Genomic DNA, 13,027 nt, shown 5'->3' on the forward strand with positions numbered 1-13,027 from the left:
TCCTTTTTATGCAGATATCGCTTGTCGACGAAGCCTTACGAATACGTCTACAAATTCGCTGTCCCATTGCGTGCCACGACCGCTCTCTAAAATAGAGAGTGCCTTTTCCATCGGCATCCCAGAGCGATAAGGCCGATCAGACGTCATGGCGTCATAAGCATCGGCAATCGCCATGATTCTTCCGAACAATGGAATATCGACCTCACTTAAGCGGTCCGGATACCCTTTGCCGTCGATTCGTTCATGATGCGACCGAACCCCGGCCAAAATCGGTTGAAGGGATGCCGGTAAATGAATTTGACTCAATATATGAATGCCAATCGTCGGATGTTCCTGAATTTTTGAGAACTCTTCGTCTGTCAATTTTCCTTCCTTCAGCAAGACATCATCACGAATCCCGATTTTCCCGATGTCGTGAAGAAGTGCAGACTTATTGAGTAAATCGATTTGTTCCTTTGGCAAATGAAGCGCACGGGCAAGCTCTACCGAGTACATCGCCACACGTTCTGAATGACCGGCCGTATAAGGGTCACGTGCATCGAGGGTTGCCGCGAATAAAATGAAGAGACTGTCCAACAGTTGCGCATTCTCTTGTTCACGAGCGTTCACCGTCTCGACCATTTGGTTGAACCCACCAATCAATTGGGCGAACTCATCTAAATAGGGGTTTTCGATTTTTTGGAGTCGTCCTGATTCCATCTGCTCGATTCCCGACGTCAAGAGTCCAATCGGGCGTTTGATATTGTCATAGAGTAAGAAACTACATAACACTGCAATCCCAACGATAATGACAAGAATCACGAACGCCCAATTCCAATATGTATCCGTCCGAGTCGAGGTCGACAATTGAACGCTCGAGGCCAACATAAACAACATGATTGGAAAGACACCCGTAATGAGCATGCTAATCAATAATTTAGTTCGGACACTGAATGACCGATATGTTGCATGGATAGGCTGATGATAAAGTTCGAAGTGCCTTTCTTTCATATACACGAGTAGCGGTTCCACCGACCGTACCGTCAAAAAGTACTCAATCAACGCGTGCAACACGGCAATCATGACGGCACCGATGGCAGCTAGACCAATCAAACGATACGGTAAATCAATCCAGCCATTGTAAATACATATGGTCGTCAAAGCGATTGACGGAATGGATAATCCAAATAAATGAGGACCCAAAATTCGCTCGACCGTTAAAATTGGGAAGCGGCTCGCTTGTTCGAACGCCGACGCCAATTCTTGTATCGTCGGAGACTCAGTTGCAAAAAACCGTCGGATCGGTCGAATATGTTTACGATACAAAAGAAGTTCTGACGTAATCATGACAATTCCCGAACCGAACATAATGGCCAGAAGTAGTCCGATTTCACGAACTGACAAATCAAGCGTCTGAAAAATGAAAACGCCCCCCACACCAAAAACCGCTAATCCTGAGCCAATCACATAGTTCACAACGAGTGTTCGTTGAAATCGTTCAAACATCCCTCTCACCTCTGTCACTCTTTTCTTTATCTATCGACCAGATTCCTTTCAAAGTTGAACACAAAAAACGGACCTCCACATGGGAGATCCGTGAAAGAATCAATTAAGGGCGTAACGGACCATCGTTGTCGTCAAGTGAACGATTGTCTTGATCTGGAGTGATATTGTCGTGGAACGGATTTGGTTCCGGTCCGTTTACGTGATCTTCCGTTGAATCATGAACGTCTCGCTTCACTTCGTTCTTCGATTGTTCCGCTTCCTGCTTCGACTGCTCAACACCTTGTTTGGCTTGCTGTTTCGCAGCTTCCGCTTCGCGACTCATCTGTTCTTTTTCTTTTTCGAGTCCTTCTTTTGAAACTTCCGTCTCATCAATACGGTGCTCCGCTTTTTTCAAGTAGCGTGCTGCCGTCTCGCGACCGCCAAGCCCGAAAGCAAGACCGAAGGCGAGGGCAACGGCTCCAAGAATAAGAAGGAAGGCCGTATTGACAATCATCGGCGCGATGCCGAGCTGGCTGATGGCCATGAAGAAGACGAGTCCGAGAATCGCATATTTCGCTACGTAACGAAGCGCACTCGGTTGTCCTGCGCCATCGACAAGAACACTTCCGACCAAACGTTCTGCCATGTTAGCTAACCAGAAGCCGACCGCCAAGATGATGAGTGCCGCAATCACCATTGGCAAGTAAGCGAAGATTGCAGTGGCGAGAGACGCCATGAACTCGAGATTCGCCACCTGAAGTGCTTCAGATACGAAGAGTAAGATGACGATCACTTGTACAATGACACCGACCACTTGGGCGATCGACATCGAAGATGCTCGTTCCCCGAAGCCCATTTTATGAGCCAATGAATTGACGCCAAGGTTCTCAAGGAGTGATACAACGACACCCTTCAACCATCTTGCCACGAATACACCGACGAGGACGAGGACGATTGCGACAAGGATGTCTGGAATCATGACAAGAACATCATTGAGCATCGCAATCGCTGGTTCCGAGATTCCTCGAATATCAAGCGCTTCAAGTGCCGAAATCGTGACCGGAATCATGATGAAGATGAACACGATTGTACCGATTGCTTTCGCAAGACTCGATCCCTTCACATAGTCAGAAAGATGGAATCGCTCTGCCAATCGATCTAATCCTGCTGCTTCAAGGAACTTCGTCAAAATGTCACGTACAATCTTCGCGACAATATAACCGATTGCGAAGATGAGCGCTGCTGCGACAAGCTTCGGAATGAATCCAAGGAAACTGTTCAACAAGTCTTCGAATGGTCCGCTGACCCCACGAAGTCCCAATGCGTCAAGTACAGCCGGTAATGCCAATAAGAGAACGAGATAGAAGACGATGTTCGCGACCGTATCGACCCATTTCGTTTGGTTGACACTTGTCGATTCTTGTCCCGTTTTTTCCATCAACTTGCTTAAATTCAAGCGGTGCCCCGCCATTTGAATCCCTTTTTTCAAAAGGGTAGCGATGACCCACGCAACGAGTAAAATCAAACCTGCTTTAATGACACCGATAATCAACCCAGAGAATCCTTCATAAATCTGACTGAACGGCTCCGTAATTGCAGGGACATTCATGAATTCAAAGATGATCAGGAATGCGAGAAGTAACACCCCAAAGAACACCACTTTTGCAATAATGCGTTCAGGTGTCCACTTATCTCCTTTTTCCCCCTCTTTTTTGATACCGGCCCGCTCATCGAGTCGTGCCTTCTTCAATGCTTTTCGTGTCACGTTTTCCAATACTTTCGCCAAGATATAACCGACTACGAGAATAACAATTGCCAGCAAAAGCTCTGGTAGCCATGACATGAACGAATTGAAGTTATACGTTGTATTGTTCATCGAATCTTCCTCCTTTTTTTATGAGATGATTGCTTTTCCTTAACAGTGTTCTTTCTTTAAATACCTATATTTCAAAATCATCAAACCTCATGCACATGACAACTCTTTTACATCACTATTACGATTCCATAGAAATGGGTACGTAAGTTAAGAGAGAAATCGTGTCAAATCCCTTGAGATATGATACGAATAACATGAGAAGTCATTTTAGGAGGAATTCGAATGAACATCGCTTTAGTGGCTCACGACAAAAAGAAAGACGATTTGATTGTTCTCATTAAAACGTATGCACATATTCTAGAGAAACATCAATTGTTCGCAACGGGTACAACGGGTAAGCGGATTGCGGAAGCGACCGGGTTACCGGTTCATTGTTTCCGCTCAGGACCGCTTGGAGGGGACCAAGAAATTGGAGCTGCCGTCGCACGCGGTGAGATGGATATGATCATCTTCTTCCGGGATCCATTGACTGCCCAACCTCACGAACCAGACGTGAGCGCATTGATGCGTCTTTGTGACGTTTATTCCATCCCCCTTTCGACAAATATGGGAGGAAGCGAGATTTTGATTCGCAGCATCGAACAAGGTGATTTCGAGTCGCTTAAACTTTCTCATAATGACGAACCACCTGCGTGACCATGACAAACCAAGAAAGGAGAGGAATCTCCCTGGAACCGAATATGATTCATGACCCGAACGTCCAACAGTTTTTCAACGAAGTGCGCAAGCGCTTGATTGAACTGATTGGAGATGAGGCGGAAGCGGACCGCCTCTTGCTGGCTCTCGCCGGCTATATCCGCCATGCGGAGAAAAGTGGACAGTCGTTAGACAGTCTCTTAAACCAAGATCCGCATGAGTACGCTCGTTTCCTCATCGAACAACCAGAAACAAATGAAGAATATCGCCGTCGCTACCACGTCTTGATCGATGCCTCGGATGAATTAAAACCTCATGAAAAAGCTCAAGCGAATCGAGATTTCGATTGGGCGGTCAATCAACTGGACGAAGCCAAACTCTCATTGAAAGAGATTGAAGTTCGTGATCTTGCATTCCTCGCTTATACGAAAATCGAAGCGCTCAAATCATCACGTGCGATTTGGAACCGTTTCGGCTGGTTACTCGGTATGATTTTGGCATTTTCATACGCCAACTTACTGCTCGTTATCGACGATGTGTTCAGCGGACGGTTGTTCACTGCACCGATGTCGACATATCCGATTGACTACCTGGCCTTCCTGTTACCTGTTCTCGTGACGGGTGCCATCTTCGGTATATTGACCCGTTTTCGGCACCACATTCATACGCTCGGACGACGGATCGCCTTCGCTTTACTCATCGTGGTCGTCTATGTCACGTCCATCTTTTTGATTCAACCGTTATTGATGACACTTGGTTGGTCGTTCATCATTCAATTGACTCCACTGTATGCGCTCATTTTGTTAGCAATCAGTGGTTTCATGGCCATTTGGACGTTGATTGAGTTCGTCTGGAAGAGTACACGTTGTTCGCTCGGAGACGACACGCTCATGCTTTATTATTAATCTGCGCCACTCCTTTCAGGGGATGGCGTTTTTTGTTTCAATTTTGGATAGAACGGAAATTACTCCTATTGTGACGCTATTTGAAGATTGGCAAAAATTAAGGAGGTATTCGATGTCAGAACGTAAAATGATTGGTCTGTTTCAGACGGAACAGGAAGTCATGCATAAAGTAGACGAGTTGAGGGCTGCAGGGGAAGCCGAAAAGAATATGCATGTCGTTGCCAAGCGAGATGGGGAAATCTCTGCTTTGCGTGACCACACGGATGTCAATGCCGAGGCTGGAGTTCGAGATGTAAATTTGCTTGATCGCGTGAAAGCATTCCTACATGGAAGTGACCGTATCCGCGATGAACTTCGCAACATGGGACTCAGCGACGCCGAGGCAGAACAATACTATGATGCCATCGATGAAGGTCAAATTTTACTCTATATCGATCGTCATTCTTATGATCGCTATCCGAATATGTACAAGAAAGATAGCGAACTCGATCATGACAAAGGTGAGAAGGCAGATGGGATTGCTTTTGATGCGAAGCCGTTCAATGATCATGACGAGGAACCAAAAGGGACAACGGATGATCCGATTGTTCGTGGACATTCTGGCCTAGAAGACCATCGACGACTATAAGGAGGAACTATTATGAACGAGAAACGATTCATCAGTATGCACGAGACACAAGATGCAGCGCTTGGAAAAATCGAAGAGTTGCGGGCAAAAGGTTACGAGGATTCACACATTTACGTCGTCACGAAGCATGAAGACAACGTATCGATTTTGAGACGGGACACAGATGTTCATACAGAAGCTGCACATCATGCAAGTTGGTTCGATAAAGTTCGCGCCTTCTTGAGTGGTCATGAAGATGTTCATGCCGGTTTACGAAATATGGGACTTAGCGAAGATGAAGTAAAACGTCATTATGACGATGTTGAAGCCGGTAAGATTCTCGTCTATGTGGATGAGGACTTCGAGCGTCGTCATCAAGACGGGGTGACGGTCGACGCGAAACCGTATCAAGACGCATCATCTACCCATCTCGGTAGTCACACGGACGATGGTTTGGAAATCGACTCGAAACCATATCATGAGGCCAAGACCGTTGACCCAAGTCATCCGGTAGACCCGGAGCAAGACAAGCTTGATAAACAAACAAAGAATCCTGACCGCGAAGAAAAACTACGCGGTCTTGATGATCGTGCTTATCGAAACGATGTCGAAGACCCAGACAACATTCGACGCTTTTAATTGTAAATAGAGCCTGACGCGGACGCGTCAGGCTCTTTGTTATGTCAAACGATTCTTCGGTTCTTTTCCTTCAAGCACGTTAACGATAGCGTCCCGGTTTAACGCCATCATCGCGAGACGTGTCCGAATCGAGGCACTCCCGATATGTGGTAGTGTCGTCACGTTCGGAAGGGTCAATAGTGGATGATCCAAGTCGACCGGTTCTTTCGTGAACACGTCGAGGCCAGCCCCCCAAATCTTTTTCGCCTTGAGCGCCTCATACAACGCCTGTTCGTCAATGATTTCTCCACGAGCCACGTTGATGAAAATCGCTGTTTCTTTCATCTTGGCAAACTCATCTGCCCCAAGCATTCCACGAGTCTCGTCCGTGAGTGGTGCGAGAACGACGACGAAATCAGATTGCGTTAACAGTTCATCGAGCTCCGCATAGGTGAAGCCATACATCGACTCCGACTCGTGACGACGCGTCCGATTATGATACAAGACGTCCATGTCAAATCCTCGCGCCCGTCGTGCGACCGCTTCACCGATTCGTCCCATTCCGATGATCCCAAGTTTCGCTTGATAGAGGTCCATCCCGACATATCCCATCGGAAGCCACGATTTCCACTCACCGGCACGTAAATCACGCTCGGCCTCTCCGAGACGTCGCGCCGTCATCATCATGAGTCCAAACGTCAGGTCCGCTGTCGTTTCCGTCAAGACGTCCGGTGTATTGGTCACGATGACACCCTTCCCTTTCGCTGCCTTCAAGTCGATGTTGTTATAGCCGACGGCCAAGTTAGAGACGACCTCTAAATTCGTTGCACGCTCAAACACTTCACGGTCAATCGTGTCACTAAGCATCGTCCAGAGTGCATGCGCAGATGACGCCTCCTCTAAAAGCACCTCACGAGGAACACTCTGCCCCTCATGCTCCCACATACGCACGTCATAGTGTTCACGAAGCGGCGCGACCGCTTCTTCCGGCAAGCGTCGCGTAATATAGATTCGTTTTTTCATCTTTCTCCCCCTCTCTACGATTACTTGTAGTCTAACAAAAGGGAGTCATTAGGATGGTTGATTCGACTTCGGAGTTTGTTTCAAGAACTGTTCAAACAACGAACCGAACTCTTGATTCAACAACTGCTCGATTGTTTTTGAGGAGTCCATCGCATTTCGATAGGCAATTTCGTTGATGGCGAGTCCGATTGCCCACGTGATCCCTGAGGCAACCGTCGCATTGATGACACCGGCTGCCGCATTCGCTCCCGGGAAGAACTTCATGACATTCAATAGAATCGTTTTCGATAACGTACGTCCGATTTGTGGGATAATCGTGCTTCCGATTAGCGTCTTTAATAAATCATCACTCGCCTTCACGCCCCAATAGCGAAACAGATGGACGCTCATCGTCACTTGAATCGGTGTCAAGGCCACGGCATCTGCAAACGGAAGCGGGACTGCAGCGGCCGTTCCTGCGCTCGCCACATACCCTGAAATGATTCGATTGGCTTTCTTCCGTTTCAACTTGAGCATCGTCTCACTCTCTGCTTGAATCTCCATCAGTAGTCCTTCCTGCAAAGAAGCGTCTAGCTGTTCAACCGACCATACAATCAATCGTTCCCAATCGACAACTTGTCGTAACGTTTCATCGTTCAGTATTTCCGGGGCGATACTGACCTGAAACACGGATTCCTCCGATACGACCCCATCCAGTTCATTTCGCAATGCTGTCAGTTCATCTAAATCGACCTGATCGATTTGTGTAAATAAGACAGCGACAGCAGTCGATTCACGAAGACGACGAATGAGCGCCTTGTCGAGTGGCGTGACACGTTTTGTCGCGGCGTTGATTGTGTACCAAACGAGATGGATTCGTTCGGATGCTTCTTGTTGCTTTGCGTTCTCCACAAACCCGATGACTTCTTCCTCGTAATGTTGTTGGCGTGCACTCCCAATCTCGTACCCTTCGCTATCAAACAACGTGACCGCAATATCGTCACTCTTGTATTGATGAATTCCCCGAGTGACGGGCTCCCCTGCCGCCACTTTTGTCAAATCTCGACCAAACACATGGTTCACGACCGAACTTTTCCCCGCTCCCGTCGCCCCTGCGATGAGGATGTTTGGTTTCTTTACATTTCCACGAAGTCGCTCGAGCTCTGCTTTCAAATCATAGTCTTTAAAATCAAACCGCTTTGTCGATTCCATTCTCGTTTCCCCCTTTATGAGTTGAGCGTTTGCCCTAGCTGACGCATCTCGCGCTCAAAGCCACGTCGAATCTCTTCTTCAATCGTTTGTTTCACGGATGTGTATTGCTGATCAATGGCCTTTTTGATGCCTCGTTCTGCCGTTCGGCGCTTGAATGCCCAGTAAATGAAATGCACCCCAGGAATCATACCGAAAACCATCTTTCGGACCGTTTTTCCGAATGAATAGTCAAATCCGAGTTCGACTCGTCTCGTTCTAAACAAGTGGTCTGCTTGTTCACCGACCAATGGGTATCTTTGCATGAGTTGGATATAGTGACGTACCCCTTCAGCCATTGCATCTTCTGTTGTCACGGCTGCCTGCTCGAGCGTTTTCTCTAAATCCTTTTCAATGTGACGGGCTTTCCAACTGATCATCGCCTGTGGGGTGAGCATACGGATCTTTTCTGCCGAATCAATACTTCGAATCCGCCAATCTTCCAACTCTTCTATAAGATGATTCGTCAGATTGATGGGAAGTTTTCGTTCGATGTCTTTCCAAAGGTTCGTCCGATTCCGTTTCCATACCTCTTCATAGCCTCTTACCGGGACACGTTTCCCGGTCAGTAACTTCTTCTCGACACTGTTGACACGAATGATATCCCCTTCTTCGATTGGCAGTTCACGTAACAATACCCGTTCCATCGCTTCCGCCTTCTGCACACTCATCGGGTCTTCTTCATTGAAGTTGGTCAGAATGAGAGTGACGTTGCTCCCACGTTCATATAACGGCTTTAAAATCGCCTCGAGCTCGTATGCCTCGACACGCCCTGACTGCACGGACAGCAAGTAGTAAATCGTGTGAAACCATTCTGCGATATCGAGCGCCCCTTCGCGCTGATGCACAATGGATAGGATCGCTTGATGCCACTCTTCGGAGCGGTCTGCCTCGAGGCCCCACGTATCAAAGAACCGAAATAAGATTCCCCGTTCTAAGTCGTAATACTCGTACTCATGAAGCCCTTCTGCGGTGACCGGACTTCCGGCACGTGATTCGGCGACGTCATGTCCATATATATAATTGATGAACGCACTCTTTCCGACGCCAGTTTTCCCGGCAATCAAAATATTCGAGACGAGCCCTGTCCGATCCATATGCTTCCTCCCCCATTCGTTGTATAGTTCAATTATACCGAATGGAGCAATTTCAAACGTCCATCGAAAGGATGATTCTCATGCTTCACCATGTCGAACTATACGTATCCAACCTAGATGACAGTATACGCGCTTGGGAATGGCTTCTCTGTGACCAGCTAGCGTACACGCTCTACCAATCGTGGCCAGAAGGTCGAAGCTATCGTTACGGCGATACATATATCGTGTTCGTTCAGACAGAGGAAGACCACCTTACTCCGTCCTACCATCGAAAAAAGACCGGACTCAATCACTTGGCGTTTCATGCCTCATCGCTCGCACAACTAGAAGAAATCCGACAGCAACTCACGTCACACGGTTTTCGTGAATTGTATGCTGACCGCTTCCCTCACGCAGGGGGTCCGAACTATACAGCACTGTTTTTTGAAGACCCAGACCGCATCAAAGTTGAACTCGTGGCAACGATGTGAACGGTTTCGTGAGAACTTCTTGAAAGTTTGTGAAAACAATTGCAAACTTTATAACAACCTCCTAGACTGAAAATGTCTAAAGGAGGTCTTCTTATGGAAAAACAAGTCATCGACTATATGGAAGAAGCCGCATTTAAAAAATCGTCATTGCTTCAGCAATCATTTTCGCAATACATGTTACGTTCGATTATCGCTGGTTTTTTGATTGGGATCGGGGTCGTCTTCTCGTTCACGGTCGGAAACATGTTCATCGACGTGCCAGGCACGATGCTCATCGCCGGTGCGAGCTTCTCGGTCGCGCTCGTCTTCATCGTCTGGATGGGTGGAGAACTGTTTACGAGTAACACGATGTATCTCTATACCGGGGCGAAACGAGGTCGTGTCGCCTGGTTAGACTTAGCAAAAATATGGGGACTCAGTTGGTTCGGTAACTTGATTGGTGCCGTCATCCTGTCGCTGCTCGTCATCGGTGCCCATAGCATGGGAGAAGTGACGGGTGACCATTTACTAGCCGTCGTCGCAGCGAAAAAAATCGGTGGAGATGCCCTCGCAATTTTCCTGAAAGGCATCTTATGTAACGTGCTCGTCTGTTTGGCCATCTTCATGCCGCTCAAAACAAATAACGACGTAGCGAAGATCATGCTGACAATGATTCCCGTCGTCGTCTTCTTTGCTGCCGGGTTCGAACACTCGATTGCGAACATGGGCGTCTTCGCGCTCGCGCTCCACTATGTACCTTCAGACCTCATTAACTTCAGCGGTGCCCTTTACAATCTATTTTTCGCTACACTCGGTAATATTGTCGGTGGTGCATTGTTCGTTGCCGGAAGTTACTTATATTTGAATAAATCGGTGACGGAGCAAGCCATCAAACCGATTCGTCAACGCGCATAAAAAGACAGGGACCCCGATCAGCAGGGTCCCTGTTTGTTTTGTCATGTTTATTAAGATTTTGAAGAGTCAGCAGCGGCTGCTTGAACAGAACCTTGTGCCACTTCGTCTTCTTCCACGTCCCAGCACTCTGTGTTCTCGATGCCGAGTTTACGAGCAGAGAAGCGTGGGTTGAGACCCTGAGCACGTTGCTCTTCGTAGTCTTTAAGAACTTTGAAGGCAACGCCACCGAGCAATGTGATAGCCGCGATGTTGATCAATGTCATTCCTGCCATGAAGAGGTCAGCGAGGCTCCATACGAATCCGAGGCTTGCGACCGCTCCGATGAAGACAAACGCCATTGTCGCGAGACGGAATCCGAGGACTGCACCTTTGCTCTTCTTGATGAATTCGATGTTTGTTTCACCGTAGTAGTAGCTTCCTGCGATTGAGCTGAAGGCGAACAAGAAGACGCTGACAGCGATGAATGCTGGAGCAAGTGCTCCGATTTGTTCAGTCAAAGCGTTTTGAAGAAGAACAATCCCTTCACCGTTCCCTGAAGCATAGCTGTCCGAGAGAAGGATGATTGCTGCAGTTGCCGTACAAACGATCAATGTATCCAAGAATACACCTAGAGCTTGAAGGAAACCTTGTTTCGCTGGGTGCGATACTTCAGCAGCTGCTGCTGCGTTTGGTGCAGAACCCATACCAGCTTCGTTCGAGAAGAGTCCACGACGGACACCCATTGAGATTGCAGCACCGATTGAACCACCGACCGCTTCGTTCAAACCGAATGCGCTTTGGAAGATCATCGCGAAAACAGCTGGAAGTTCAGCGAAGTTTACAACAACAACGTAGAGTGCGATTGCAAGGTAGAGAACTGCCATGACAGGTACGACGATTGCCGAGAAGTTCGCGACACGTTGTACACCACCAAAGATAACGAGACCAGTAAGGACAACTAAGATTGCTCCGCCGATGACTGCATCGACACCGAACGCGTTATCGAATGCTGCAGCGATCGTGTTCGATTGAACTGAGTTGAAGATGAGACCAAATGTGACGGCGATGAGAACCGCGAATACGATTCCGAGTGCACGGTTGTTCAATCCTTTTTCGATGTAGTAAGCCGGACCACCACGGTACGCAACATCGTCTTTCACTTTGTATACTTGAGCGAGTGTGCTTTCAATCATGGCCGTTGCTCCACCGAGAAGGGCAACGATCCACATCCAGAAGACCGCTCCTGGTCCACCAAGTGTGACGGCTACCGTAACCCCTGCAAGGTTACCTGTACCGATACGAGTCGCAGCACCGATGAAGAATGATTTCATTGGTGTGATACTCTTTCCATCTTTTGCTGGCGTCACGTCCGATTTATCTGTAATCGTCCGGAACATTTCTTTTAAGTAACGGAACTGCATAAATCGTGTTCTGACCGTGAAGTAGATCCCGGCTCCGACGAGCACGGCGATCAATACGTACGACCATAAGATGTTGTTCAAAAAGTCGACGCTTCCCTGTAACAAGCCTTGAATCGCTTCCATGAATAAGTTCCTCCCTGTTGTGTGAATCTGAAGTTGAGAATTTTTTATGATGTCTTAGTTCTGAATTATACAAAGATTCTGACAATTAGCAATAATTTTTTTATAGGTGATTTCACTCTTTTTTCACATCAACTAAGCAAGATTCCTTATTTACAAGCACTTAAAGCGCTTACATAAAAAATGTTTAGAAATATTAAATCATGATTAAATTCATTTATGATGAAACGCATATTCAAAAAAACAGCCACTCTTTTCGAGTAGCTGTCGTCTTAAATACCAGTACGTTTCTTCTGGTTATTTGGTTTTTTCGTCAATTGGCTCGTCAACGGTTTTTGTTTTGTACCATGTAAACCCGTCGGAACCTTTGTCTGGTTCTGTTTCTTTTCTGCCAGCTTTTGTTTCATCGCTTCTTGAAAAGATAGTTTTTTCTCACTCATCTTACTCACCTCCAGCTTCGATCACTTTCACACGACCGACCTGTCCATCGCTCAAACGCACTTTGATTCCGTGCGGATGACGTGGCGAGTTCGTCAATATATCTTGAACGACGCCTTTCGTCAGCTTCCCGCTTCGTTGATCTTGTTTCAAAACGATTTGGACATGGAGTCCTGGGCGAATGTCAGCACGTTTCGTTCCATCCATACCCGACACCCCTTTCCATTTAGTCAACCTCTATCATATGCTCTT

Annotated in this window: 14 protein-coding genes; 6 read left to right on the forward strand and 8 right to left on the reverse strand. The window is 47.3% G+C overall.

Annotation, left to right across the window (positions count from 1 at the left end):
- Nucleotides 1-6: 6 nt before the first annotated feature.
- Together PQI28_RS04335 and PQI28_RS04340 are read right to left on the reverse strand one after the other, a co-directional pair.
- A complete protein-coding gene (locus PQI28_RS04335) occupies nucleotides 7-1,485 on the reverse strand; it encodes an HD-GYP domain-containing protein (protein WP_214785515.1) in 1,479 nt (492 codons plus the stop codon).
- 103 nt (nucleotides 1,486-1,588) lie between these two features.
- A complete protein-coding gene (locus tag PQI28_RS04340) occupies nucleotides 1,589-3,340 on the reverse strand; it encodes a mechanosensitive ion channel (RefSeq protein WP_214785514.1) in 1,752 nt (583 codons plus the stop codon).
- 222 nt (nucleotides 3,341-3,562) lie between these two features.
- On the opposite strand from PQI28_RS04340, the gene PQI28_RS04345 reads away from it, so the two are divergent.
- The 4 genes from PQI28_RS04345 to PQI28_RS04360 all read left to right on the forward strand — a co-directional run bounded on the left by PQI28_RS04345 (nucleotide 3,563) and on the right by PQI28_RS04360 (nucleotide 6,127).
- Nucleotides 3,563-3,976 carry a methylglyoxal synthase gene (locus PQI28_RS04345; RefSeq protein WP_026824646.1) on the forward strand — a complete coding sequence of 138 codons (414 nt, stop codon included), beginning with the start codon at nucleotides 3,563-3,565 and terminating at the stop codon, nucleotides 3,974-3,976.
- A 2-nt stretch (nucleotides 3,977-3,978) separates the two neighbouring features.
- A complete protein-coding gene (locus PQI28_RS04350; protein WP_339962646.1) occupies nucleotides 3,979-4,881 on the forward strand; it encodes a hypothetical protein in 903 nt (300 codons plus the stop codon).
- Nucleotides 4,882-4,993: 112 nt separating this feature from the next.
- A complete protein-coding gene (locus tag PQI28_RS04355) occupies nucleotides 4,994-5,509 on the forward strand; it encodes a general stress protein (protein ID WP_339962616.1) in 516 nt (171 codons plus the stop codon).
- A gap of 12 nt (nucleotides 5,510-5,521) precedes the next feature.
- Nucleotides 5,522-6,127, forward strand: coding sequence for a general stress protein (locus PQI28_RS04360; RefSeq protein WP_339962617.1), 606 nt, complete (start codon nucleotides 5,522-5,524; stop codon nucleotides 6,125-6,127).
- Nucleotides 6,128-6,166: 39 nt separating this feature from the next.
- Here PQI28_RS04360 and PQI28_RS04365 read toward each other — a convergent pair whose 3' ends face one another.
- The 3 genes from PQI28_RS04365 to PQI28_RS04375 are packed head-to-tail and all read right to left on the reverse strand — an operon-like array spanning nucleotide 6,167 to nucleotide 9,453.
- Nucleotides 6,167-7,129: a 2-hydroxyacid dehydrogenase gene (locus PQI28_RS04365; protein WP_339962618.1), complete on the reverse strand. Its 963-nt coding sequence runs from the start codon at nucleotides 7,127-7,129 to the stop codon at nucleotides 6,167-6,169.
- A gap of 48 nt (nucleotides 7,130-7,177) precedes the next feature.
- The gene (locus tag PQI28_RS04370) at nucleotides 7,178-8,320 is read right to left on the reverse strand and encodes a YcjF family protein (RefSeq protein WP_224863054.1); all 1,143 of its coding nucleotides are present in this window, start codon (nucleotides 8,318-8,320) and stop codon (nucleotides 7,178-7,180) included.
- A 14-nt stretch (nucleotides 8,321-8,334) separates the two neighbouring features.
- Nucleotides 8,335-9,453, reverse strand: a complete 1,119-nt coding sequence (locus tag PQI28_RS04375; protein ID WP_339962619.1) for a GTPase — start codon at nucleotides 9,451-9,453, stop codon at nucleotides 8,335-8,337.
- Between the two features lie 80 nt (nucleotides 9,454-9,533).
- Here PQI28_RS04375 and PQI28_RS04380 point away from each other — a divergent pair, with 80 nt between their 5' ends.
- Complete coding sequence (locus PQI28_RS04380; protein ID WP_339962620.1) at nucleotides 9,534-9,923, forward strand: VOC family protein; 390 nt, start codon at nucleotides 9,534-9,536, stop codon at nucleotides 9,921-9,923.
- A gap of 93 nt (nucleotides 9,924-10,016) precedes the next feature.
- Nucleotides 10,017-10,817, forward strand: coding sequence for a formate/nitrite transporter family protein (locus tag PQI28_RS04385; protein ID WP_339962621.1), 801 nt, complete (start codon nucleotides 10,017-10,019; stop codon nucleotides 10,815-10,817).
- Nucleotides 10,818-10,867: 50 nt separating this feature from the next.
- Here PQI28_RS04385 and PQI28_RS04390 read toward each other — a convergent pair whose 3' ends face one another.
- The 3 genes from PQI28_RS04390 to PQI28_RS04400 form a co-directional block, all read right to left on the reverse strand.
- On the reverse strand, nucleotides 10,868-12,340 hold the full coding sequence (locus PQI28_RS04390) for an alanine/glycine:cation symporter family protein (RefSeq protein ID WP_339962622.1): 1,473 nt from the start codon (nucleotides 12,338-12,340) through the stop codon (nucleotides 10,868-10,870).
- Nucleotides 12,341-12,609: 269 nt separating this feature from the next.
- Nucleotides 12,610-12,777: a hypothetical protein gene (locus PQI28_RS04395; RefSeq protein ID WP_015880321.1), complete on the reverse strand. Its 168-nt coding sequence runs from the start codon at nucleotides 12,775-12,777 to the stop codon at nucleotides 12,610-12,612.
- 1 nt (nucleotide 12,778) lies between these two features.
- Complete coding sequence (locus PQI28_RS04400) at nucleotides 12,779-12,982, reverse strand: YwbE family protein (RefSeq protein WP_015880320.1); 204 nt, start codon at nucleotides 12,980-12,982, stop codon at nucleotides 12,779-12,781.
- Nucleotides 12,983-13,027 lie beyond the last annotated feature (45 nt).

Origin of the sequence: Exiguobacterium sp. USCH10 (assembly GCF_037619445.1) — a bacterium.
GTDB lineage: Bacteria > Bacillota > Bacilli > Exiguobacteriales > Exiguobacteriaceae > Exiguobacterium > Exiguobacterium aestuarii_A.

Coding starts and splice junctions, on each gene's coding strand:
- PQI28_RS04335 (WP_214785515.1), bottom strand. CDS start 1,485: ATGTTTGAACGATTTCAACGAACACTCGTTGTGAACTATGTGATTGGC.
- PQI28_RS04340 (WP_214785514.1), bottom strand. CDS start 3,340: ATGAACAATACAACGTATAACTTCAATTCGTTCATGTCATGGCTACCA.
- PQI28_RS04345 (WP_026824646.1), top strand. CDS start 3,563: ATGAACATCGCTTTAGTGGCTCACGACAAAAAGAAAGACGATTTGATT.
- PQI28_RS04350 (WP_339962646.1), top strand. CDS start 3,979: ATGACAAACCAAGAAAGGAGAGGAATCTCCCTGGAACCGAATATGATT.
- PQI28_RS04355 (WP_339962616.1), top strand. CDS start 4,994: ATGTCAGAACGTAAAATGATTGGTCTGTTTCAGACGGAACAGGAAGTC.
- PQI28_RS04360 (WP_339962617.1), top strand. CDS start 5,522: ATGAACGAGAAACGATTCATCAGTATGCACGAGACACAAGATGCAGCG.
- PQI28_RS04365 (WP_339962618.1), bottom strand. CDS start 7,129: ATGAAAAAACGAATCTATATTACGCGACGCTTGCCGGAAGAAGCGGTC.
- PQI28_RS04370 (WP_224863054.1), bottom strand. CDS start 8,320: ATGGAATCGACAAAGCGGTTTGATTTTAAAGACTATGATTTGAAAGCA.
- PQI28_RS04375 (WP_339962619.1), bottom strand. CDS start 9,453: ATGGATCGGACAGGGCTCGTCTCGAATATTTTGATTGCCGGGAAAACT.
- PQI28_RS04380 (WP_339962620.1), top strand. CDS start 9,534: ATGCTTCACCATGTCGAACTATACGTATCCAACCTAGATGACAGTATA.
- PQI28_RS04385 (WP_339962621.1), top strand. CDS start 10,017: ATGGAAAAACAAGTCATCGACTATATGGAAGAAGCCGCATTTAAAAAA.
- PQI28_RS04390 (WP_339962622.1), bottom strand. CDS start 12,340: ATGGAAGCGATTCAAGGCTTGTTACAGGGAAGCGTCGACTTTTTGAAC.
- PQI28_RS04395 (WP_015880321.1), bottom strand. CDS start 12,777: ATGAGTGAGAAAAAACTATCTTTTCAAGAAGCGATGAAACAAAAGCTG.
- PQI28_RS04400 (WP_015880320.1), bottom strand. CDS start 12,982: ATGGATGGAACGAAACGTGCTGACATTCGCCCAGGACTCCATGTCCAA.